Annotated in this window: 20 protein-coding genes; 12 read left to right on the top strand and 8 right to left on the bottom strand. The window is 63.3% G+C overall.

The annotated features are described in order from the left end of the window. Window positions 1-662 (bottom strand): PDC sensor domain-containing protein (locus GNZ12_RS23480; protein ID WP_456238564.1); only part of this gene is annotated, 662 nt, incomplete at its 3' end. 679 nt (window positions 663-1,341) lie between these two features. Here GNZ12_RS23480 and GNZ12_RS23485 point away from each other — a divergent pair. From GNZ12_RS23485 to GNZ12_RS23515, 7 genes are all read left to right on the top strand, one after another. Then, the gene (locus tag GNZ12_RS23485) at window positions 1,342-1,710 is read left to right on the top strand and encodes a response regulator (protein ID WP_169486305.1); all 369 of its coding nucleotides are present in this window, start codon (window positions 1,342-1,344) and stop codon (window positions 1,708-1,710) included. Beyond that, window positions 1,703-2,326, top strand: coding sequence for a chemotaxis protein CheC (locus GNZ12_RS23490; RefSeq protein WP_172314142.1), 624 nt, complete (start codon window positions 1,703-1,705; stop codon window positions 2,324-2,326). Before GNZ12_RS23485 ends, GNZ12_RS23490 begins: the two co-directional genes overlap by 8 nt. Then, window positions 2,323-3,261: a sensor domain-containing diguanylate cyclase gene (locus tag GNZ12_RS23495; RefSeq protein WP_172314144.1), complete on the top strand. Its 939-nt coding sequence runs from the start codon at window positions 2,323-2,325 to the stop codon at window positions 3,259-3,261. The genes GNZ12_RS23490 and GNZ12_RS23495 overlap by 4 nt, the downstream gene beginning before the upstream one ends. Before the next feature lie 229 nt (window positions 3,262-3,490). Then, the gene (hpnD, locus tag GNZ12_RS23500) at window positions 3,491-4,339 is read left to right on the top strand and encodes a presqualene diphosphate synthase HpnD (RefSeq protein ID WP_172314146.1); all 849 of its coding nucleotides are present in this window, start codon (window positions 3,491-3,493) and stop codon (window positions 4,337-4,339) included. A gap of 4 nt (window positions 4,340-4,343) precedes the next feature. Beyond that, entirely contained in the window at window positions 4,344-5,615 is a 1,272-nt protein-coding gene (hpnE, locus tag GNZ12_RS23505; RefSeq protein WP_172314148.1) for a hydroxysqualene dehydroxylase HpnE, read from the top strand. Next, window positions 5,612-7,648 carry a squalene--hopene cyclase gene (gene shc / locus GNZ12_RS23510; RefSeq protein WP_172314150.1) on the top strand — a complete coding sequence of 679 codons (2,037 nt, stop codon included), beginning with the start codon at window positions 5,612-5,614 and terminating at the stop codon, window positions 7,646-7,648. Before hpnE ends, shc begins: the two co-directional genes overlap by 4 nt. A 3-nt stretch (window positions 7,649-7,651) precedes the next feature. Continuing rightward, window positions 7,652-8,380, top strand: a complete 729-nt coding sequence (locus GNZ12_RS23515; RefSeq protein WP_172314152.1) for a phosphorylase — start codon at window positions 7,652-7,654, stop codon at window positions 8,378-8,380. Between the two features lie 392 nt (window positions 8,381-8,772). Here GNZ12_RS23515 and GNZ12_RS23520 read toward each other — a convergent pair whose 3' ends face one another. Both GNZ12_RS23520 and hpnN read right to left on the bottom strand, forming a co-directional pair. Further along, entirely contained in the window at window positions 8,773-9,765 is a 993-nt protein-coding gene (locus tag GNZ12_RS23520) for an MlaA family lipoprotein (RefSeq protein WP_172314154.1), read from the bottom strand. A gap of 2 nt (window positions 9,766-9,767) precedes the next feature. Beyond that, the gene (hpnN, locus tag GNZ12_RS23525) at window positions 9,768-12,380 is read right to left on the bottom strand and encodes a hopanoid transporter HpnN (protein ID WP_172314156.1); all 2,613 of its coding nucleotides are present in this window, start codon (window positions 12,378-12,380) and stop codon (window positions 9,768-9,770) included. Window positions 12,381-12,593: 213 nt separating this feature from the next. Here hpnN and GNZ12_RS23530 point away from each other — a divergent pair, with 213 nt between their 5' ends. Further along, window positions 12,594-13,199: an MlaC/ttg2D family ABC transporter substrate-binding protein gene (locus tag GNZ12_RS23530; protein WP_172314158.1), complete on the top strand. Its 606-nt coding sequence runs from the start codon at window positions 12,594-12,596 to the stop codon at window positions 13,197-13,199. A gap of 117 nt (window positions 13,200-13,316) precedes the next feature. On the opposite strand, the gene hpnH is transcribed toward GNZ12_RS23530, so the two are convergent. Both hpnH and ispH read right to left on the bottom strand, forming a co-directional pair. After that, complete coding sequence (gene hpnH / locus GNZ12_RS23535) at window positions 13,317-14,477, bottom strand: adenosyl-hopene transferase HpnH (RefSeq protein WP_172314160.1); 1,161 nt, start codon at window positions 14,475-14,477, stop codon at window positions 13,317-13,319. 10 nt (window positions 14,478-14,487) lie between these two features. Next, the gene (gene ispH / locus GNZ12_RS23540; protein WP_074289181.1) at window positions 14,488-15,432 is read right to left on the bottom strand and encodes a 4-hydroxy-3-methylbut-2-enyl diphosphate reductase; all 945 of its coding nucleotides are present in this window, start codon (window positions 15,430-15,432) and stop codon (window positions 14,488-14,490) included. Window positions 15,433-15,811: 379 nt separating this feature from the next. Here ispH and hpnC point away from each other — a divergent pair, with 379 nt between their 5' ends. Together hpnC and GNZ12_RS23550 are read left to right on the top strand one after the other, a co-directional pair. Next, a complete protein-coding gene (gene hpnC, locus GNZ12_RS23545; RefSeq protein WP_172314162.1) occupies window positions 15,812-16,678 on the top strand; it encodes a squalene synthase HpnC in 867 nt (288 codons plus the stop codon). Then, window positions 16,678-17,850, top strand: a complete 1,173-nt coding sequence (locus GNZ12_RS23550) for a glycosyltransferase (protein ID WP_172314164.1) — start codon at window positions 16,678-16,680, stop codon at window positions 17,848-17,850. The genes hpnC and GNZ12_RS23550 overlap by 1 nt, the downstream gene beginning before the upstream one ends. Before the next feature lie 78 nt (window positions 17,851-17,928). Here the strand turns inward: GNZ12_RS23550 and GNZ12_RS23555 are convergent, their stop codons facing one another. Together GNZ12_RS23555 and hpnA are read right to left on the bottom strand one after the other, a co-directional pair. Then, window positions 17,929-18,498: a hypothetical protein gene (locus GNZ12_RS23555; RefSeq protein ID WP_172314166.1), complete on the bottom strand. Its 570-nt coding sequence runs from the start codon at window positions 18,496-18,498 to the stop codon at window positions 17,929-17,931. A 186-nt stretch (window positions 18,499-18,684) separates the two neighbouring features. Further along, window positions 18,685-19,695: a hopanoid-associated sugar epimerase gene (hpnA, locus tag GNZ12_RS23560; RefSeq protein ID WP_172314168.1), complete on the bottom strand. Its 1,011-nt coding sequence runs from the start codon at window positions 19,693-19,695 to the stop codon at window positions 18,685-18,687. 235 nt (window positions 19,696-19,930) lie between these two features. Between hpnA and GNZ12_RS23565 the strand changes: the two genes are divergently transcribed. After that, entirely contained in the window at window positions 19,931-20,224 is a 294-nt protein-coding gene (locus GNZ12_RS23565; protein ID WP_172314170.1) for an acylphosphatase, read from the top strand. A 111-nt stretch (window positions 20,225-20,335) separates the two neighbouring features. Here GNZ12_RS23565 and egtD read toward each other — a convergent pair whose 3' ends face one another. Next, window positions 20,336-21,319, bottom strand: coding sequence for an L-histidine N(alpha)-methyltransferase (gene egtD / locus GNZ12_RS23570; RefSeq protein ID WP_172314172.1), 984 nt, complete (start codon window positions 21,317-21,319; stop codon window positions 20,336-20,338). Between the two features lie 614 nt (window positions 21,320-21,933). On the opposite strand from egtD, the gene rarD reads away from it, so the two are divergent. Then, window positions 21,934-22,830: an EamA family transporter RarD gene (gene rarD, locus GNZ12_RS23575; protein WP_172314174.1), complete on the top strand. Its 897-nt coding sequence runs from the start codon at window positions 21,934-21,936 to the stop codon at window positions 22,828-22,830. Window positions 22,831-22,871: the final 41 nt, after the last annotated feature.

Below are 22,871 nucleotides of genomic sequence, written 5' to 3' on the forward strand. Positions count from 1 at the left end.
TCCCGGTAGAACGCATCGAAATAGCTGGGCCGCAGTGCCACCGAGACGACCCCGGCAAACGAGCCGTCGACGGCGGGACGCCCCACACCGGTGTTGAAGACCTGCTCGCCCACAACATGTCCCGCCATCACCTTGGAGACATGCTCGAGGCCTTTGCCGTCGCGAATGCCGATGAAATCGTCGCGATCGGCAATCGACAGCACCGGTGCAGGATAGAAACGGCTGGTGGCGAGCAGATCACCTTCACGGCCGAAAATCGAAACGGCCGCCACCTGGGGATAGCCGCCGCCCATGGTGCGCAGTTTCTCGTGAATGTCGGCTTCTTTAGCGCGGATGCCGTCGTCGTCCAGACCTTGGGTCAGATCGACGATGCGCGAGTCGAGCGTCTCGTTCATGTCGAACACTTTCAGTGCGTGTTCTTCCGCCACGCGCACGGTGCGCAGCGTCACGTCGGTTGCGTCGGCCATGCGCCCGCGCAGATCGCTGAACGCCATCGCCGCGACGTACACGCAGGGCAGCACGATGGCTGCAATCAGCAGCGCGATCAGCGTGATGCGCCGGACGTGGAAATTCTGTTCCGGCACGGCCGGGAACAGTGCCTCGTGCTGGCGATCGGCGGGAAGGCGGCTCGCTTTGGGCGGGTCGAACCGGTCTGGTGTCATGGTCGATAACGCTAAGGTCGTTCGGGACGAAAGGGCCGGGCGTCGGCCTCATACGGAAAGCATAGACATGTCGCGGCGGTACTGGTTACCGTGACACATGGTTGCCGTCTGATTTGTCTACTGTTTGAATCAGTGACGAATCGAGAAGCGCAAACGTACACAAAAGTATAAATGTAAAAGAAAACCTTCCATATCTATCAAAATATTTTCAATAATACTCATTATTGGGAAGATCTCTTTAACCAATGCGAAATTGGTGTATTGCCTTTCCGCCGTTTTACTTCGAAAATCGACGCCACTACAAATAATGTGTCCGCCATGCTCGGATGCATCTGCCGCGAGGGCCCGCCAGACAACGCGCACAACGCGTGATGGAAGGCGCTCGCGGAAACACGCGCGCGGCAAGGGGACCATCCGATCCGTAAAGCCGCGCGGAATCATCTACGGGGTAGGCTTCGAACATGCCGGTCATAGCCGTCGTCCACCGTGCTCGCGCGCATCCAGGCGTGCTCACGGCTTCCGTCCAAAGCGCCTCGCTGCGCGCGCTCCCCGCTCGTCTGCAAGCCGTATTCTCGCAAGTCTCAGTCCGCTTTGCCGCGGGTCGACAGACCACGCACTAAAGAAATCGCCTCTACCCGCCGTTAACGCGCAAGAGCTCATTCCGCTTACTGACCCGCCCATGCCTTTGCCCATTGTGATCGCCGACGATTCATTGCTTGCCCGCAAGGTGCTCACCAAGGCATTGCCACCGGACTGGGATGTCGACGTGTCCTACGCGGCGAACGGGCGCGAAGCGCTCGGCTTGTATCGCGAAGGCAAGGCGTCGGTCATGTTCCTCGACCTGACGATGCCGGACATGACGGGCTATCAGGTGCTGGAGGCATTGCAGCATGAGGATCTGAACACTTTCGTCATCGTCGTCTCCGCCGATGTCCAGCCGATGGCCCAATCGCGCGTACGCGCGCTGGGCGCCGCTGCATTCATCGCCAAGCCCGTGACGCCCGAGGCGGTACTGCCCATCCTCAAGGAGTACGGGTTGTATGTCTGAGCCAGCCCTCAACGAAGATCAGCGCGACGCGCTGCAGGAGGTCGCCAATCTGGCGATGGGCCAGGCCGCGACGCGTCTCGCGCACCTGCTCGATGCGTTCATCGAATTGTCGGTGCCGCGCGTGAAGGTGGTGGTGGTGCACGAAGCGGCACAGGCGCTGCGCGAGATGACCGGGATCGAGGACACGGTGAGCGCGGTGCGCCAGGGCTTTCGCTCCGACATCAAGGGCGAAGCGCTGGTGATCTGCCGCAGCGACAGCATCGACCAGTTGTGTTCGCTCGTGAGCGATCCGTATTCGCGCTCGAGCTACGAGGCGGTGAGCCAGAAAGAACTCGTGTTCGACGTCGCGAATGTGCTGACGGGCGCGTGTGTCTCGTGCATTCTCGACCAGCTCGGCCGCACGCCGGTCTTCTCCGCGCCGGGCCTGCTCGGCGAAGCGATGACGCTCGACGAAGTGTTCCAGCCCGGTGTGCTGCAATGGGAAGTCGCGCTGCTGGTCGAAGTCAATTTCGCGCTCGAGGATCAAAGCTTCCGCGCGCACCTCGTGATGCTGATGGCCGAAGAATCGATCCGGCATATGAACGAGGCGCTCGACGCGCTGTTGTCCAGCCTATGAATGTGCCTGTGGACTCGTTGAGCGATCTGGTGGTCGAACGTGTCGGTTTCGGCATTTTCGTGCTCGATCGCGACATGAGCGTGCTCATGTGGAACCGCTTCATGCAGGATCACAGCGGGTTGTCGCCCGAACAGATGGTCGGCAAATCGCTCTTCACGCACTTTCCGGAACTGCCGCGCGTGTGGCTGTCGCGCAAGATCGAAAGCGTGTTTCAGCTCGGCAGTTTCGCGTTCAGTTCGTGGGAGCAGCGCCCGTATCTCTTCAAGTTCGATCACGACCGGCCGATTACCGGCGGCGTCGATTTCATGCAGCAGGACTGCACGTTCATGCCGCTGATGCGCGACCGCGAAGTGGTGGCGGTGTGCGTGACCATCTCCGACGTCACGCATGTCAGCATCGTGCAGCGCGAGCGTGAAGAGGCGGTCGCCAAGCTGCAGGAATATGCGGACCGCGACGGCCTCACGGGCATCGCCAATCGTCGTTTCTTCGAAGCACGCCTGCGCGACGAGTACACGCGATGGCAGCGCTACGGCGGCGAGATGTCCGTGCTGCTGTTCGATCTCGATCACTTCAAGAAAATCAACGACCAGTTCGGCCACGGCGTCGGCGACACGGTGTTGCGCGTGATGGCGCAGCGGGTCGCCGGGGTGGTGCGGGTGCAGGATACCTTCGGGCGTTTCGGGGGCGAGGAGTTTGCCTTGCTGTTGCCGTGCACGCCGCTCGAAGACGCCATGCGGGTCGCGGAGAAGATCCGCTGCACGATCGCGGACACGCCGGTCGAAGTGCAGGGCACGAGCGTGCCGGTGACGGCCAGCGTCGGTGGCGCGGCGGCGCGCGTGGGCGTGCCGACGTATGACGTGCTCATCAATGAAGCCGACGCGGCGCTGTATAGCGCGAAACGGCAAGGACGCAACCGCTCGGTGGCTTTTTCCTGAGCCTTTCCCGCCAGGCCGACGGTCGGCGCATGTCGCCCCCAGCCCTCGTTCCGGCCCTTATTCACCCCTCAAAACTGCGGCATCTCACAAACGTTGTTATACTTTTCGCCGTTTCCGGCATCCCAGCCGGGCGTTTCGCGCGTGTCCGCGCGCGCGGGCCGCTTACCTTGCGGGTAGGCATTAAAACTTCTTGAACGCCTTTCAGCGGGCGCCTCCAGCGGAGATCGTCTTGGCTGTTTCCAATCTTGTCGTGGACGAACCAGAAATCGACGCCGCTGCCGCCACGTCCGGCAGCTCGTTCTATCTCGCGATGCGCATCCTGCCGGCCGCGCAGCGCGACGCGATGTATCAGGTCTACGCCTTCTGCCGCGCTGTCGACGACATTGCCGACAGCGACATGCCGCGCGCCGAACGCGCCGCCGCGCTCGAGTGCTGGCGCGCCAACATCGACGCGTGCTACGTCGGCGCACCGCGCGCTTCCTTGCGCGCGCTGACGCGGCACATTCATACGTTTCACCTGCAACGCGAAGATTTTCACGCGATGATCGACGGCATGGCGATGGACGCCGCCGCCGACATTTGCGCGCCCGACGAGGCCACGCTCGACCTGTACTGCGATCGTGTGGCCAGCGCGGCGGGCCGCCTATCGGTGAGGATATTCGGGATGCAGGAGGAGCCCGGCCGGCTACTTGCGCACCATCTGGGCCGCGCGCTGCAACTGACCAACATCCTGCGCGATATCGACGAAGACGCCGGCATCAACCGCTGCTACCTGCCGCACGAATTGCTGGCGCGCGAAGGCATCGCGGTGACGAGCCCGACGCAGATTGCCGACGATCCGTCGCTACCGCGCGTCTGCGCGACGCTCGCCGAGCGCGCCAAGGAGCACTTCGCTGCCTCCGACGCGATCATGGACCGCGAGCCGCGCAACCACGTGCGTGCGCCGCGCATCATGTCGGGCGTCTATCGCGTGCTGCTCGAACGCACGCTCGATCGCGGTTTTGACATTCCGCGAACGAAGGTCAGCAAGCCGAAACTGCGCCTGCTGTGGATCGTCGCGCGTTACGCGCTCTTCTGAGCTGATGCCAAAGCTCATCCATGTAATCGGCGCCGGGCTCGCCGGCCTGGCCGCTGCGGTGCAATTGCAGCGGCGCGGCGCGCAAGTCGTGTTGCATGAGGCCGCGCGCGAGGCGGGTGGCCGTTGTCGTTCGTATTACGACCCCAAGCTGGGCGCCACGATCGACAGCGGCAATCACATGGTGCTGTCAGGTAATTTCTCCACGCTCAACTATGTGCGCGCGATCGGCGCCGCCGACGAGCTGGTCGGCCCGGCCCAGCCCGAGTATCCGTTCGTGGATCTGGCGACGCGGGCGCGCTGGACCGTGCGCATGTCGCCGGGCCGTCTGCCCGGTTGGATCTTCGACCCGAACGCGCGCGTGCCGAACACCGGCCCGAGCGACTATCTGGCGCTGGTGCCGCTGCTGTTCGCCAAGCCTGGGCGCAGTGTGGCGCAGACCATGCGCTGCAATGGCCCGCTGTGGGACCGCCTGCTGCGGCCGCTGTTTCTCGCGATGCTCAATGTCGAGCCGCGTGAAGCGTCGGCGGAGCTGACGGGCGCGATGGTCAGGGAGACGCTGGTCGCCGGTGGTCTGGCGTGCCGGCCTCTGGTGGCGAAGAACGGTCTGGGCAGCGCCTTTGTCGACCCGGCGCTGCGTCTGTTGCAGCATGGCGGCGCGGCAATCCGGCTCGGTTCGCGCCTGAAGGACATGGAGTTTGCCGACACCGGCCCCGGTCGTATCTCGGCACTGAATTTCGCGGACGAACGCATCGCGATCGAAGCGAACCAGGCCGTGGTGCTCGCGGTGCCGCCGGAGATTGCACAGACGCTCGTGCCCGGTGTGCGCTCGCCGAATCGCTTCGCCGCGACCCTGAACGTGCATTTCGCGGTCGAGCCGCCGTTCGGTATGGCGCAGGTCACGGGGCTGCTCAATGCGACGGCCGATTGGCTGTTCGCCTTCGAGGGGCGCGTGTCGGTCACGGTCAACGCCGCTGAACGCCTGCTCGACACACCGCATGAAGCGCTCGCGAAAACCATCTGGGCCGAAGTGGCTCAGGCCGCCAATTTGCCGGCCGAGCCGATGCCGGCCTGGCAGGTCGTGATGGAAAAGCGCGCGTCATTTGCCGCTCTGCCGGATCAGGAAACGCTGCGCCCCGGCACGCGCACTCGCTGGAACAACTTGATGCTCGCGGGCGACTGGACGGCCACTGGTCTGCCCGCGACGATTGAAGGGGCGATCCGCTCCGGCCAGAAGGCCGCGGACACGCTGCTGAATCAACCGATGGAACGCCGATGAACGACTTATCTCAAGCCCAGCCGCTGGACGCCGTCCTGCCTGAATTCGCCGATGCGGCGCCGACTGTGTCGATCGCTGCGCCTATCGTTGCGCCGCAAGCGTCCGCTGGGCCGCTCGACGCCGCGATCACGCGCGCCACCGACGCGATTCTCGGCGCGCAGAAACCGGACGGCCACTGGGTCTACGAACTTGAAGCCGACGCGACGATTCCCGCCGAATACGTGCTGCTGGTCCACTATCTCGGCGAAACGCCGAACGTGGAACTGGAGCAGAAGATCGGCCGCTATCTACGCCGCATCCAGTTGGCGGACGGTGGCTGGCCGCTCTTCACCGACGGCGCGCTCGACATCAGCGCCAGCGTCAAGGCGTACTTCGCACTGAAGATGATCGGCGACTCGCCGGATGCCGAACACATGGTCCGTGCGCGCGAAGCGATTCTGGCGAACGGCGGCGCGGAGACGGTGAACGTGTTCACGCGGATTCTGCTCGCGCTGTTCGGCGTGGTGTCGTGGCGCGCGGTGCCGATGATGCCGGTCGAAATCATGCTGCTGCCGATGTGGTTCCCGTTCCATCTGTCGAAGGTGTCGTACTGGGCGCGTACCGTGATCGTGCCGTTGCTGGTGCTGAACGCGAAGCGGCCGGTGGCGCGCAATCCGCGCCGGGTGCGGATCGACGAGCTGTTCCGCGGCGCACCGGTCAATACCGGCATGCGCGATCGGGCGCCGCATCAGCATCTCGGCTGGTTCCGCTTTTTCCGCGGCGTGGATGTGATGCTGCGCATGATCGACGGCCTGTTCCCGAAGGCGACGCGCGAACGGTCGGTGCGTGAGGCAGTGCGCTTCGTCGACGAACGGCTGAACGGTGAAGACGGCCTCGGCGCGATTTTCCCGGCGATGGCGAACTCGGTGATGATGTACGACGTGCTCGGCTATCCGGCCGATCATCCGAACAGCGCAATCGCCCGTCAGTCGATCGAGAAGCTGCTCGTCATCAAGGATGACGAAGCCTATTGCCAGCCGTGCCTGTCGCCGGTGTGGGATACCTCGCTTGCGGCGCACGCGCTGCTTGAAACCGGCGAAGCGCATGCGGAACAGGCGGCTGAACGCGGGCTCGCATGGCTGCGTCCGCTGCAGATTCTCGACGTGCGCGGTGACTGGATCTCGCGCCGTCCGAACGTGCGTCCTGGCGGCTGGGCGTTCCAGTACAACAACGCGCACTATCCGGACGTCGACGACACGGCGGTGGTGGCGATGGCAATGCAACGTTCGGCGGCGCTGACGCAATCGGATGTCGATCGCGAAGCCATTGCGCGGGCGCGCGAATGGGTGGTCGGCATGCAAAGCAGCGATGGCGGCTGGGGCGCGTTCGAACCCGAAAACACCCAGTATTACCTGAACAACATTCCGTTCTCCGATCACGGTGCGTTGCTCGATCCGCCGACCGCGGACGTGTCGGGCCGCTGCCTGTCGATGCTCGCGCAACTCGGCGAATTCCCGCAGGGCAGCGAACCGGCGCAACGCGCGTTCGATTACATGCTGAAGGAACAGGAATCGGACGGTAGCTGGTATGGCCGCTGGGGCCTGAACTACATCTACGGCACGTGGACCGCGCTGTGTTCGCTGAACGCCGCAGGCCTGCCGCACGACGACCCGCGCATGAAACGCGGCGCGCAGTGGCTCCTGTCGATCCAGAACGAAGACGGCGGCTGGGGCGAGGGCGGCGAGAGCTACAAGCTCGACTATCGCGGCTACGACCGCGCGCCGAGCACGGCTTCGCAAACCGCATGGGCGCTGATGGGCCTGATGGCGGCGGGCGAGGTGAATCACGAGGCGGTCGCGCGCGGCGTCGAGTATTTGCAGCGCGAACAGCGTGAACACGGCCTGTGGGACGAAACGCGCTTCACGGCGACCGGTTTCCCGCGCGTGTTCTATCTGCGTTACCACGGATATCGCAAGTTCTTCCCGTTGTGGGCGCTGGCGCGCTTCCGTCATCTGAAACGCAACGGGCTGACGCGCGTCGCGGTCGGGATGTAACGGATGGCGTTTTCGACAACGCCGTTAGCCGGCGCCGGCCGCAGCACCTTGCCGGTGATCGTGGTGACGGGGATGGCGTTCGAAGCGCGCATCGCGCGTGGTAAGGGCGTCGAGGTGGTTTATGCGGCGCGCGCCGATCTGCTGGAGCGGGCGCTGAGCGCGGCGGTCGCGCGCGGTTGCTCGGGGATCGTCAGTTTTGGTACGGCGGGTGGGTTGGCGCCGGACCTGGAGCCGGGCGCGTTGATCGTCGCGGAGGCCGTCGAGGGGCCGTTTGGGCGGCTCGAGACCGATCGGGCATGGGCCGATAGGCTTGCTGCCGCGCTGTCGACCGGGCCTCTTGTGGCGCGTCTGCGGCGCGGGTTGATGGCGGCTGTGACCGCGCCTTTAGTCACTGCTGACGATAAGCGCGTGCTGCATCGCGCTACGGGCGCTTTGGCCGTTGATATGGAATCGCATATTGCCGGTGCGGCGGCCGCCGCGCATGGTGTGCCGTTTGCGGTTTGCCGCGCGATTGTCGATCCGGCCTGGCGGACGTTGCCGTCTGCTGCGACCGCTGGCTTGCGGGATGATGGGACGACAGCGTTAGGGCCGATTTTGCGGGAGCTGTTGCGGCAGCCGTCGCAGTTGGGCGCGCTGATTCAGGTCGCCGTCGACGCGCGGGCGGCGCGGACCTCGCTGGTGCAGGCGCGGCATGCGATGGGGGAGGCTGGGGTTTTGCAGGCTGTTGCCTGAAGGTGGCCGCTCGCCGCTCCTTGATTTGGCTTCTTTGGCCTTTTCTTGATTTGTTATTGGTTTATTAGCGTTGCCCCTGTGCGGGGCGGCACTTACTTTCTTTGCCGCCGCAAAGAAAGATAAGCAAAGAAAGCGGCTCACACCGCTAATTCTTAAGCGGGTCCCCCGCGCAGCCACGGTAGTGGTGCATCTGGAATCTGTGCCCTCGCACATTCGGCGTCAGTGACAAGGGCGTCATACTTCCGGCGGCGCTGCGCGCGCCGACGCGTAATTCATAAAACCGCTTGTTTTGCTCCGCGCTCGGTCTGTAATTGGCGGGCGCGCGACTCATTTCCGCTCTTCGCGGTTGCCCGGCGCGCTTTGCGCGAGCCGGGTCGTCTGACTCAGACCCTTTATTGTGTCGCCGGTACTGCTTCTTGCAGTTTCTTGTCCGTCGGCGCGGTTTGCTGCGGCGGCGTCGGGGTCATTGCGCCCGACGACGCCGCAGGTGCCGCCGCTGGGGCGGTCGGTGTGTCGCCCGGATCACTGTAGTTCGGCACGCCCGCCGGGGCGCCTGTGGCGCTCCCTGATGCGGCGTTCGGGGCTTCGGCTGCGTCGCCAGGGTCCGCGTAGTTCGGTAAGCCTGCCGCCGCGCCCGAAGCGCCCTTGGCGGGCGCAGCCGCGCCCGAGTTGTCCTCGTCGTCGTAGTTCGGGAGCGGTGCGGCGTTTTCGCCGGGACCGCGCAGGCGCGCTTTACGCTGCTGCGTATAAGCGTCGCGAACGAATGAGTACTTGTCCAGTGCAGCCTGTTCCAGCAGGCTGGACGCGCCCAGCAGGTCGGAGCGCACACTCACGAACTGCAACACGTACAGTGGATTGCGCTCCGCCGGCTCGATGTAGTTCAGCGGGTTGAACTTCACGTCCACCACCAGACCCACGCTGTCACGCACCGTGCTCGGGCCGAATAGCGGCAGAACAAGATACGGGCCCGATGGGACGCCCCAGTGACCCAGCGTCAAGCCAAAGTCCTGGTGGTGCTTCGGCAGGCCGGCCGGCGTCGCCCAGTCGAGCAGGCCGCCAAGTCCAAAGGTCGAGTTGAACGCGAAACGTACGAGGTCTTCCGTTGCGTCCGTGATCTTCAACTGCAACAGGTTGTTGGCGGCGTTGGTCAGATCGCCCAGATTCGAGAAGAAGTTGCTCACCGCCGTGCGCAACGGCTGCGGTGTCACCTTCTGGTAACCCTTGGCGACCGGAACGGCGATGTAGCGGTCCACGCCGTCATTGAATTTGAAAATCACGCGGTTCGCGGGCTCGAACGGGTCGCCCGGTTTGCGGTCGGGGCCGGTGGCGCAGCCAGCGATCAGACCGGTAGCAGCCAGCGCCAGCACAGTGGTTCGCATCTTCATACTTATATTCCTTTGTGCTTCGCGCGACGTCGCGGTTTGCCCATCAGTACCGGTTGGAACACCACTGCGCCAATCAGCGTGCAAAACAACGAGAGCGCCAGCAAGCGTCCCATACTCGACGTCCCCGGATGGTGCGACAGCCAGAGACTGCCGAACGCCGTCGCCGTAGTCGCCGCGCTGAACAACACGGCATGCGTAAGGCTCGACTGTAAAAGGCTGGTCTGGCCGTGGCGCCACGCCATGACGAAGTAGATCTTGAATGCTACGCCGACGCCCAGCATCAGGGGCAACGCAATAATGTTCGCGAAGTTCAGCGGCATGCCGAACACCACGCACAACTCCAACGTTACCAGTGCCGACACCAGCAGCGGAACCAGGGTGCGCAGCATATCGCTGAGCCGCCGCAGCGCAATCCACAGCAGGATGGCAATCGACAGCAACGCGTAGCCGGCAGCCTGCAGGAACGCCTTGATGATCGTGTCGGCGGAATTGAGGATCGAAATCGGGCCGCCGATCGCGTCCGGTTCGGCCTTCTTCACCGCGTGCACAAAGCGGGCGAGCGTCGCGTCGTCGTTCGGATCAGCACCGGCTTTTATCCTCGGCGCGATGTCCACAAGCGCGCGGCCGTCCTTGGAAACCCAACCCGTGGATATCTCCTTGGGCAGGTTGTCGCGAGTAATCTCGGTCGGCTGCAGCAAATCCGCCAGTTGCTTCAGCGCGATACGCAGCGGCTCGGACATCGCGGTTTCGGCACGGTCGCGCGTGGCGGCGTCGGCGGCAGCCAGCTTTTGCAGCGTCGCGGACAGATGCTGGGCTTCGGCGGCGCCCGGGCCCGGGTGGTCGTCGGCGGCGAGCGAGAGCTGGTTCGACGCGCGCTTCAACGCGGCAACGCGCACTGCGTCGGTGGCTTGAGGCGAGGGCTGCTGTTGCAGCGCGGGCAAGAGTTGCTGCGAGGCGCTTGCAACCAGCATCAGCTTTTGCTGCTGCTCGGTGGGAATGAACGTGTCGAGCGTGGTCACGCGGCCCACTTCCGGCAGCGTGCGCAGATGAGCGGCGATGCGGTCCGCGTCGGCAAGCGTTGGCGCCAGCACTTGCACGTTGTTGACCGCCGCTTCCGGCGAATCCTTCAACGACAGTAGCGTCGCCATCGATTCCGTGTGCGGGTCCTTCAGATGCAGCGGGTTGAAGTCGAAGCGCAAATGCGTGAGCAACGGGGCGGCGCCGATCACGACGATGAGCGTGCCGATCAGCACCGGCTTGCGGTTGCGATCGAGGAAATCGTCGACGGGGGCGAGCTGCTTGAAGCCCGGCGAGGTGGGTTCGCTCCGCGGTCTGAAGACTTTCAGCAGCGCCGGCAGCAGCGACATGTTGGTGAAGTACGCGACGAACATGCCGACGCCGGCGATCTCACCCAATTCCGACACGCCACGGTAAGCCGTTGGCAGGAAGGAGAAGAAGCTCAGCGCGACCGCAACGGCCGCGAGCGTCAGCGGCACGCCGATGCTGTGCGCGGTATGCATGAGTGCCGCGGAAATACGCTCGTCGCGATTGCGTTCCTCGCGATACTTGACGCCGAACTGCACGCCGAAATCGACCCCGAGCCCGACGAACAGCACCATGAAGGCGACCGAAATCATGTTGAGCGCACCGACCATCATCAAGCCGAGTGCCGCGGTGATCGCGAGACCGACGAACAGCGTGATAAACACGGCGGCGATCATGCGGCCCGAACGCAGCGCCAGCCACAGAATGACCAGCACGACGATGAATGTGCCGATGCCGTTGAGTACGGCACCGTCCTGGACCGATGCGAATTCTTCATCCGCCAGGGGCTGTTCACCCGTCAGGCGGATCGTGGCGCCATAACGCGTATCGAGGTGCAACGAGGCGGCAGTGTCGCGGATCGTTTTGGACGCGGTAGCGCCCGGCTCCAGCGCGTCGTAGTTCACAACCGGCTGCACCGTGACGAAGGCGCGTGCCGGATCCGTGGCGGCGCCCTTGTCGACCAGCGCACGCCACGAGAACGCAGCCGGCTGGCCGGCCAGCACGCGATCGAACGTGGTCGCGCTTTGCGACAGCAGATGGCTCATGTCGGCCAGCTTCACCTGACCGAGCTGCAGCGGCAGCAACAGGCTCGTGGTGAGCGTGCCGGCCAGGCCGGTCAGGCTCGGATCGTGCGCGAGCGCATTGACGAGCGGGCGGGACTGGACGAGCTGCGAGGTGGTCGAAAGAACCTCATCGGTTGACGGAAACAACAGACCGTTGTGTTCGAAGAACGGCCCGCCGGCGGGCTGCGAGACCGCCACGAACTCTTTCGGATCGGCTTTGAGCGCGGCCGTCAGGGCATTGGCGGCCGCGTCCGCAAACTCCGGGGCGCGGGCTTCGACCACCACCAGCACAGTGTCGCCGCGATCCGGGAAGGCCGCGTCCATGGCATGTTCGAGCGACGACCATTGCTTGTCGGTTTCGACCAGACGGCTGATATCCGTGTTGATCTTGAAGTTATAGGCTACATAGATGCTGCTCAAAACGGCGAGCACGAGCGACGCGGCGATGATCCGAAACGGATGACGCACCGAATAGGCGACGAGACGGACAATAGATGACTTCAACATGTAGGCGGAGAGGGCCTTATCGCAGGTGGCGTTTTTGACGAAAGTGCACAAGTATACAGAGCCGGAGCGGTTCGGCTCCACTTCGGTAGCAAGCCCGGCTCCCGGGCAGCGGTGAAGGGGCGGGAACGCAATATCGGTATACTGGGTCTATCCTGCTTTCGCTACAGGCTCGTGAGCCTGCCGGCGCTTACTTCTTTGGGTTTTGGCGAGCGTATGAAACGTTATCTGTCTGCTTTTCTGGCTGCGGCCGTGGTGTCCACTGCGGCCTATGCGCAAAGCGCGCCTGATGCGGTGGTGAAGAGTGCCGTCGAAGGCACGGTCGCCGCGATGAAGGCTGATCCGCAGGCCCGTGGCGGCGACATGGCGAAGATCACCGATCTGGTCCAAACGCGATTTGTGCCGGCCACCGATTTTCAGCGGACCACGCGGATCGCCGTAGGGAAGGCATGGAGTACGGCGACGCCTGAGCAGCAGAAGCAACTTTATGACCAGTTTACGCTGCTGCTGGTGCGTACCTACGCCGCCTCGCTGTCGCAGTTGCGGGACCAGGACGTGAAATTCAAATTTCTACCGCCCAACGTGCCGGCCGGCGCCAAGGATGCGGTCGTGCAGTCGCACGTGATCAGCAATGGCGGCGACGATGCGATTGATTACCGGCTGACTAAAGGCGCGTCGGGCTGGAAGATTTACGACATCAACATGATGGGCGCCTGGCTGATTCAGGTTTATCAGACGCAGTTTGCCGATCAGATTTCCAAAGGCGGCGTTGATGGGCTGATCAAGTTCCTGACTGCACATAACGCACGCAGCGCAGGCTGAAGTAACACCGAAGTAAAACACTTCACGCAAAAAGAAAAAGCGCGGTGGCAATCAAGCCAACGCGCTTTTTTTCTAACATGCCTATCATGGGGCGGACAAAACCGTCCCATGCGCCGCTTAGTGTGCAGAAGCGGAAGCCGACGTTTGCACCTTCTTACCCTTTCCAGCACGCCCAATCTCTTCGAGCTTGATCTCGACGTGCCGCGAGAACACGTACTCAGCCGGACGCTGCTTATCCAAGGCAATATCCTTGGTGAAAGCACCGGACGTCTTCGGGCCGCGCAGGCTGACCCTCAACGCCTTCAACGGGTGCGCAACCGTATCCATCACGGCAGTCGCTTCAAAGCCGCAGTGCACCATGCAATCCGCGCACTTCTCGTAGTTACCCGTACCGTACTTTTCCCACTCCGTGGTTTCCATCAATTCCTTGAAGGTCTTCACGTAGCCTTCGCCGACCAGGTAGCACGGCTTCTGCCAGCCGAACACCGTGCGCGCCGGGTTGCCCCAAGGCGTGCACTCGTACGTCTGATTGCCGGCCAGGAAGTCGAGGAACATGCCCGACTGGCTGAACGACCAGTTCTTGCCGTTGTTGCCGCGCTTGAAAATCTCGCGGAACAGTTGCTTGGTCTTGTCGCGGTTCAGGAAGTGTTGCTGATCCGGCGCGCGTTCATATGCATAACCCGGCGAGACGGTGATGCCGTCCACGCCCATCGGGCCCAGCGTGTCGAAGAACGCAGCAACGCGTTCCGGCACGGCGTCGTTGAACAACGTGCAGTTGATGTTCACGCGGAAACCGCGGCGCTTCGCTTCCTTGATCGCGGCGACAGCCTTGTCGTACACACCTTCCTGCGACACCGAGTGATCGTGCGCCTGCTGGTCGCCGTCCAGGTGAACCGACCAGACGAAGTACGGATTCGGCTCGTAGTCGTCCATCTTCTTTTCCATCAGCAGCGCATTCGTGCACAGATACACGAACTTCTTGCGCGCGATGATGCCCTTCACGATCTGCGGCATTTCCTTGTGCAGGAGCGGCTCGCCGCCTGCAATCGAAACGACCGGTGCGCCGCATTCGTCGACTGCGCCAAGACATTCTTCGAGCGACAGACGCTGATTCAGGATGGGATCCGGATAGTCGATCTTGCCGCAGCCATTGCAGGCAAGATTGCAGCGGAACAGCGGCTCCAGCATCAATGCGAGCGGGTAGCGTTTGTTGCCAGAGAGATGCTGACGCATGATGTATGCGCCAACCCGGACTTTCTGTAGCAGCGGAATAGACAAGACGTCCTCCTTAAACTTCGCGTGCAGCGAGTGGTTGCATCAGTTTCGATGGCAACTTGAATTCGACTTTCTCTTCACGGCCCGCCATCGTCGTGACATCGACAGGCCCCAATGCGCGCAGCGCATCGATTACGTTCTTCACCATCTCTTCCGGTGCCGAAGCACCGGCCGTGATGCCGACAGTCTGCACGTTGGCAAACCACTCCGGCTTCACTTCCGAACCGTCGGCGACGAGATAACTCGCCACGCCGCTTTCGCTGCCGATCTCGCGCAGCCGGTTCGAGTTCGAACTGTTGGTTGCGCCTACCACCAGCAGCACGTCGATTTCTTTGCTCAGTTCACGCACCGCCGCCTGGCGGTTTTGCGTGGCGTAGCAGATGTCGCGCGTGTCAGGACCTACGATGTCGGTGAAACGGCGCAGCAAGGCGTCGATAATGCCACGCGTGTCGTCGACCGAGAGCGTGGTCTGCGTGACGTACGCGAGCGGCGTATCGAGCGGCAGGTCCAGATGCGCGACTTCAGCCTCGCTCTGCACCAGCAGCACCTTGCCGGGAATCTGGCCGATCGTGCCTTCCACTTCCGGATGGCCCGCGTGGCCGATCAGGATCAGGGTACGGCCCGCGGCCACATACTGGCGCCCTTGCACGTGGACTTTGGTCACGAGCGGGCAGGTCGCGTCGAGCACGTCGAGGCCGCGCTGTTCCGCGTCGCGCTCGACGGTCTGCGCGACACCATGCGCGCTGAAAATCGCCACGGCGCCTTGCGGCACCTCATCGAGTTCTTCGACAAAGCGCGCGCCTTTCTGGCGCAAGTTGTCCACCACGTGGCGATTGTGAACAATCTCGTGACGGACATACACGGGTGCGCCGTGTTGTTGTAGCGCACGATCGACGATCTCAATTGCACGAACAACACCCGCACAAAAGCCGCGGGGCTGAGCAAGGATGACTCGCATAAATTGGCGAACTCCGACTGACGCGGGTTTCGAAGAAGTCGGTAAAAATGACTTTATCGCCGCGACCATCTATTTAGTTGACGTCTTGAGCCCCGGCGCCGAGCCGGTACAGCAAAACCAAACGCGCATTCTAACGCTATCAGGCCGGTTTTGCTCTGGTGCCCCACCAAGGTGTTGGGCCGCCGCCGCGCCACGGGCTTGCTGCCCGGCGCCGCCCCATGGTGCAGGCGGCAATGCGCGGGTGGCAAGGCGTAGCTGGCAATGTGCGGGCGGCAATCATTACGCACTGCACCGGTTTGGCGGAACCCTTAAACTACATGGTCCTGCGGCGCGCGTTTGCGACTGCATTACAGAACAGAAAGGTTTCGAGGCTCGCTGGATGGACGTCGATCTATACGAAAATTTTCCGGTCGCGAGCGTGCTGCTGCCAAAGGCGCTGCGCGCGCCTATCGGCATTATCTATCAGGTTGTCCGCACGGCCGCCGACATTGCCGATGAAGGCGACTGGAGCCCGGCCGAGCGGCATGCCCGCCTTGCTGACTTCCGCGCCGGCCTCGACGCGGTAGCACAGCGCCGCGCGGCGCCGGTGCATCCGCTCCTGTTCGGGCAGCTCGCCGGCGTGGTCGCCCAGTACAAACTGCCGCTCGCGCCGTTCTACGACCTGCTGCACGCGTGCGGTCAGGACATCGACACCAACCGTTACGCGGACCGGGCCGCGCTGCTCGACTACTGCCGCCACTCGGCCAGCCCGGTCGGGGTTCTGATGCTGCATCTGGTGGGCGCCGCCACGCCGGAGAATCTCGCCGATGCCGATGCGATCTGTACGGCATCACAACTGATCAGCTTCTGGCAGGACGTCGCCGCCGACTGGAAAAAAGACCGCCTGTATCTGCCGCTCGCGGATCTGCGGCGCTTCAACGTGACCGAGGCGCACATCGCGAGGGGCGTCGTCGACGATGCCTGGGCGAAGCTGATGGCCTACGAAATTTCGTTCGTCCGGGCCATGCTGGTGCGCGGCGCACCGCTCGCGCTGCGTATCCCAGGGCGGTTGGGGATCGAACTGTGCGGCGCCATCCACGGCGGCCTGCGCATCCTCGAGCGGATCGAAAAGGCCGGCTACGACGTGTTTCGCGAGCGGCCGGTACTCAACACTTTCGACTGGTGCGTCGTCGCGGTACGCACTGTGGTGATGCGCCTGTCGCGGCGCGTCGGCGTGCAAGCGGGTTCACTTGAGGGTAATGCTTAATGGCGGTGGTTCTGTTTCTTCTGTCGTGTCTGTCCCTGCTGATCTGGTGTGTGTTGCTGTTCGCGCGCGGCGGTTTCTGGGGGGCCCGCCCCGCCACGCCGCTCACCCTCGAGCCGCGTGAAACCTGGCCGGCGGTCGCCGCCGTGGTGCCGGCCCGCAATGAAGTCGATGTGATCGCTCAAGCGGTGACCACCTTGCTCGAGCAGGACTATCCGGGCGAATTTCACGTGATCGTCGTCGACGACCACAGCACCGACGGCACCGCCGACGCCGCCCGCGCGGCCGCGTTGCAACTGCAATGCCCGGATCGTCTCACGGTGCTGAGCGCGAAGCCGCTGCCGCCGGGCTGGTCCGGCAAGGTGTGGGCGCAGTCGCAAGGGATCGAGGCGGTGCGCACGCTCGGTCTGCCGGCCGATTTCCTGCTCCTGACCGATGCGGACATCGGCCATCCCGCTGATGCTGTGGCGCAACTCGTCGCCCGCGCGGATGCGGAAAAGCGCGATCTCGTCTCGCTGATGGTCCGTCTGCGCTGCGATTCGTTCTGGGAGAAGGCGCTGATTCCGGCCTTCGTGTTCTTCTTCGCCAAGCTGTATCCCTTCTCGTGGGTCAACAACCCGCGCAACCGTACGGCCGCGGCGGCGGGCGGCTGCATGCTGGTCCGGCGCAGCGCGCTCGAAGAAGCGGGCGGCATCGAATCGATTCGCGCCGAGCTGATCGACGATTGCAGCCTCGCTGCGCGGATCAAGCATCGCGGCACGGGGCGTCATCCGATCCGTCTGGATCTGGCGGCGCGCAGCGTGTCGCTGCGTCCTTACGATAGCTGGCGTGAGATCTGGAACATGATCGCGCGCACGGCCTTTACCCAGTTGCGTTACTCGCTGCTGCTGCTGGCGGGCACGCTGCTGGGCATGACGATCATCTACCTGATGCCGCCGGTGGCGGCGCTGGTGCTCGGTCCCCTGGGCTGGCCCGCGTGGCTTGCGTGGGCGCTCATGTGCTGCGCGTATGCGCCGATGCTCAGCTATTACCGTCGCTCGCCGCTGTGGGCGCCGTTTCTGCCGCTGATCGCATTGTTCTATGTCGGTGCGACGTTCGCGTCGGCGGTGCGCTACTGGCGCGGCAAGGGCGGTCAATGGAAGGCGCGGGTGCAGGCGCCGGTGCAGGAGCGCTGAGACGCGCCCGTCCGGAGGTTCATCAGATGAAAAAAGCGGCGCTCTCAGGCGCCGCTTTTTTTTACATCGACTTGGGCATCAGCCCTTGGTGAGCATCATGTACATCTGGATCACCATGTCGGGCGAGAACGTGAACGGCACCCAGCCGTGGCCGGTGTGACGCATGACCAGCAGACGGTCGCCATTCGACTGTTTCTGTACGGCCATGACGGGGTTTTTCGTCGACACGAAGCGCCAACCCGGCGGGATGCCCGGCGGCGGCTCCGGCGTCATCGAGGCGCGCGCGTTCGACAATTCCTCGATCAGTTGCCCGATCTGCTCAGCACGCAGCGCGACCGTCTGGCCGCCGATCGTCATCGTGATTTCGTTCTGCGCAGGGCGGTTGATTTCGAGCGTGGGCTGCAACTGGGCGGCCGGCTCTTCACCGGGCACAGGTGCCGGCTCCGCTGCATCTACCGCTGCCGCCGCTGCTTCAGGCGCAACGTCGTCCACTTTCGCTTCGGACGGGACGTGATTCGCCACCGGCGCTTCCTGCGCGGCGGTTACTGCGGTTGTCTCGGGGATGTTTTCGGCCTGCGGGGCCACGACAGCCTGGATGAGCTGATCGACGCCCATTTCCAGCGCGCCGAGCTGTTCATGAAGATTCATGCGAGGTTTCTCTGGTAAGACCCACGATTTTACCTGCTGCGCGTAGGCTTTTACCTGTCGCAAACACAGTGACGTTGTAACAAAGTGCATGCAGGCCACGCCGGATCGCCCGGCGCGGCCTGCATGACCTGAATGATGCCGCCTACGCGGCCCGACGCTGACTTTCCTGCCCGCGTCGGCGCTTTATCAGGGCTTCAGATACCCGGCTTGCCGGAACCATTCGAGCGCATCGCTCAAGCCCTCGCGATAGGGCCGCGCGCGATAGCCGAGCTCGCGTTCCGCCTTCGCCGACGTGAAGTACATTTTGTTCTTCGACATTTTCAGACCGTCGACGGTGAGGAACGGTTCACGCTTCGTGATCTTGGCGACCGCTTCGGCGCCCATGGCGAGCGGGTAGAGCGGCCAGCGCGGCAAACTCAGCGTCGGCGCCTTGCGGCCGGTCAGCACCGCGATATCCGCGAGCATCTGTTGCAGCGGCAGATTTTCGCCGCCGAGAATATAGCGCTCGCCGATCTTGCCACGTTCGAGCGCGAGAAAATGGCCGGCGGCCACGTCATCCACGTGCACGAGGTTCAGCCCCGTCTCGACGAACGCGGGAATCTTGCCGAGCGCCGCTTCGACGATGATGCGACCGGTCGGCGTCGGCTTGACGTCGCGCGGACCGATCGGCGTGGACGGATTGACGATCACGGCCGGCAGGCCGTCTTCGGCGATCATGCGCTCCACCGCGCGCTCGGCCAGCACCTTGCTGCGCTTGTACACACCGATTGCCTGGTCGGCTTTGAGCGGCGAGGTTTCATCGGCGGACTGGCCGGAACTGGTGACTTTCAGCGTGGCCACGCTGCTTGTGTAGACGATACGTTCAACGCCTTCCTTCAGCGCCGCGCGCATGGTCGCCTCGGTGCCTTCGAGATTCGAGCGCTCGATTTCGCTCGGGTCCGGCGCCCACAGGCGATAGTCTGCCGCCACGTGCAGCAGATAACGCACGCCGCGCAGCGCGTTGCGCATCGACGCTTCGTCGCGCATATCGCCGACGACGATTTCCGCATCCAGCGCCTCGACGTTTTTGCGCGGACTGGTGGCGCGCACCAGCACGCGCACCTTGAAACCCTTCTGTTGCGCGATGCGCGCCACCGACGAGCCGACGAAGCCGGATGCGCCGGTCACGAGCACGAGATCGCGATTCTGTTCGGTCATTCTCTTTCATTCCCTGCGTGACAGTCGACGGATTGTACGTGTCGCGCGTGCCGCGTGTCGCACCGGGCGGGCTCAGCGCGCAGGCGAGCTCAGAGACCGCCGAGCAATCTTGCCGCGACGCGTCTAGAATGCCGGCTTGAAAGAATTGCGTTGCATGGGACCAGAGTAAGCGCTAAAGCGCTAACTCTGGTCGACAGCTGAAGCACTAACTCCGGTCGACAGAGGAGAGGACGGCATGGCCCCGGATCTGGATCAGCGGATCGAAACGTATTACGTGAGAGTGCGCGGCACCGTGCAGGGCGTGGGCTTTCGCCACGCCACCGTGCGGCAGGCCCACGCGCTCGGTATCAAGGGATGGGTGGCGAATCTCGACGACGGCTCCGTCGAAGCCATGTTGCAGGGCTCGGCCAACCAGGTCGACCGGATGCTGTCGTGGCTGCGTCACGGGCCGCCGGCGGCGCGCGTGACCGAAGTGACCGGCGAAGAGCGCCTGACGGAAAAGCGTTTCGAGCGTTTTGAGCAGCACTGAGCGCGTGAGCTTCGCGCAAAGCAAAGGCGGCGAGCCATCACATCGATAGCGCGCCGCCTTGTCGTTTGCGTGTCTCGCGTTTCCGGCTCGCGGCTCAATAGCACTTAGCCCCTAGCGCGCCACCAGCAAGCTCTCCGCAAACCCCCATCCATCTTCGATCCACTGATGGCTGCATACGAAGCCGGCATCGTCGGCGATCACGGGCATCTCGTCTGCACGATACTTGTGGCTGCTCTCGGTCCAGATCGTTTCGCCTGCTTTGAGCGAGACCGTCAATTGCGCGGCGCCCACGTGCGCCGTGACATCGCGCTTCGCACGCAGATGCATCTCGATGCTGCGCGCGTCCGGATTGAAGCGCGCGACGTGCTCGAATGCATCGAGCGGAAAATCGCCATCGAGTTCGCGATTGACGCGCGCCAGCAGATTCAGATTGAACGATGCGGTCACACCGATCGCATCGTCGTAGGCGGCAACGAGCACCGGCGTCGGCTTGATCAGATCCGTCCCGAGCAGCAGCGCGTCGCCAGGTGCGAGCATGTTGCGGATATCGCGCAGAAAACGCGTCGCCGCGAGTCTGCCGAAATTACCGATCGTACTGCCGAGAAACAGGACGAGTAGCCGTTCGTCCTCCGCGCGGTTCTTGCTCACTTCAGCCAACCCGGCCAGGTAATCGCGTTCATAGCCGACGATCGAGATCCGCTCGATGTCACCAAGTTCACGCCTGCACAACTGCAGCGCGCTGCGCGAAATTTCAATCGGGAAGTAAGAAGTGGGGCGCTTTTTACACAGTGCTTCCAGAATGCGCCGCGTTTTGCGGCCGCTGCCGCTGCCCAGTTCGGCGACGGTCACGTCGTGCGGCAAGTGCGCGACGATGTCCGCAGCGTGCTTCGTGAGCAGCCGTTCCTCGGCGCGCGTCACGCCGTATTCGGGCAGGACAGTGATCACTTCGAACAGCGCGGAGCCGACTTCGTCATACAGATACTTCGACGGCAGCTCTTTCTGCGGCGTGTGGGTGAGTCCGGCGCGTACTTCGGCGGCGAAGGTAGCGCGGAATAAATCGGGAGATGCGTCGTGCGATAGGGCTGGCTGGGTCATGCTGGCTCCAGTAGTCACATTCAGTCACATTCGATGAGCGGGATTGCTGGCCGGGCGGCGGCAGGCGCGGTGAAACGCAGTTGATGCATGCCGCGGGAAAGAAGGGCTGGCTCGGTAGCGTGGACTGCCTTTGCCGACCCGGCTCGTTGATGCTGCAGATGACGATTGCAAATGACGGCTGGCCGTTGCGACGGATATCCAGGATGCCTCAGATGACGTTGCAAACGGTGTCGCCAGATTTCGTAGCAAGATTCGCGCTTGAGCAAAGCAGGGGACGTTGCCGGCGTTGCAGTTGCGGATCCGCTTGGTCGCGCGTGAAGTTATGTTCTAGTGCATCGTCGCGCGATGCGCACGGGAAAAATTGCTACTTACTGCAAGGAACGAACGGGCACGTTGGCGGGGAACCCGTCTAGAATGCCCGCTTGCATCACCTATCGAAGATAAAAATGCAGCGCTTGATACGCACCGTCAGCCGCACTGCCTGCTTGTGAGACTTTACTTCTAATGACAACGATTCGAGGCACGCAGCCGTATGCTGCGCTGCACACACCGGCATGTGCATCCGCTCGTGCACCTGAACCGCATGCCAAAGCAATTGCGCCACGGGGCGCGCGATGAACCAGTATGACCCAAAGCGCGGAATCGCGTTGTCGGTCGGCGCATCGGCGATGTTCGCTTTACTGTCCGCTTACGCCAAGCTGCTTGCACCGTTGAGCGGTCTCGACATTTTCGCGTGGCGTGTCGTGTGGACCGTGCCCGGGGCGCTATTGCTGATCGTGCTGCGCAAGCGCCTGCCGATTCTCCGGCAACTTCTTTACCGCATGGTGACGGAGCCGAAGCTCGGCGTGGCGATGGTTGTCAGCGCGGTTTTGCTGGGCGCGCAGCTGTGGGTGTTTCTATGGGCGCCGCTCCATGGGCGCATGCTTGAAGTCTCCCTCGGTTATTTTCTGTTGCCGCTCGTGATGGTGCTGGTGGGGCGCTTCTACTATCACGAGCGCCTCGACGCTTTGCAGTGGCTAGCGGTTATCTGTGCCGCGTTGGGCGTTGGGCACGAACTGTGGATGACGGGCGCGTTTTCCTGGCCGACCCTGCTGGTTGCGCTCGGCTATCCGCCGTATTTCGTGCTGCGCCGTAAAATCAACCAGGATTCACTCGCCATGTTCACGGTGGAAATGGCGTTGCTGCTGCCGGCGGCAGCTGTGTTCATCATCATCGGCGGTTCGCTGGCGATGATCGGCGGCCGTATCGACATGTGGTGTTTGCTGTTGCCTGGGCTTGGCGCGCTAAGCACCATTGCGCTGGCTTCGTATCTGAAGGCGAGCCGTCTGTTGCCGGTCGCATTGTTCGGCATCCTCGGCTATGTCGAGCCGGTGTTGCTCGTGTTTGTCTCGATCACGCTGCTCGGCGAGGTACTGAGCGCCGCGCAGTTAGCCACCTATATTCCGATCTGGATTGCGGTTGCGTTGACGGCACTGCATAGCGTGCGGCTTGTTCGCTTTGCGACGCGCTGAGCTGCGTGGGTTGAGTCGCGGCGGGTGGTTGAGTTGAGACG

Origin of the sequence: Paraburkholderia solitsugae, assembly GCF_013177695.1 — a bacterium.
Taxonomy (GTDB): domain Bacteria; phylum Pseudomonadota; class Gammaproteobacteria; order Burkholderiales; family Burkholderiaceae; genus Paraburkholderia; species Paraburkholderia solitsugae.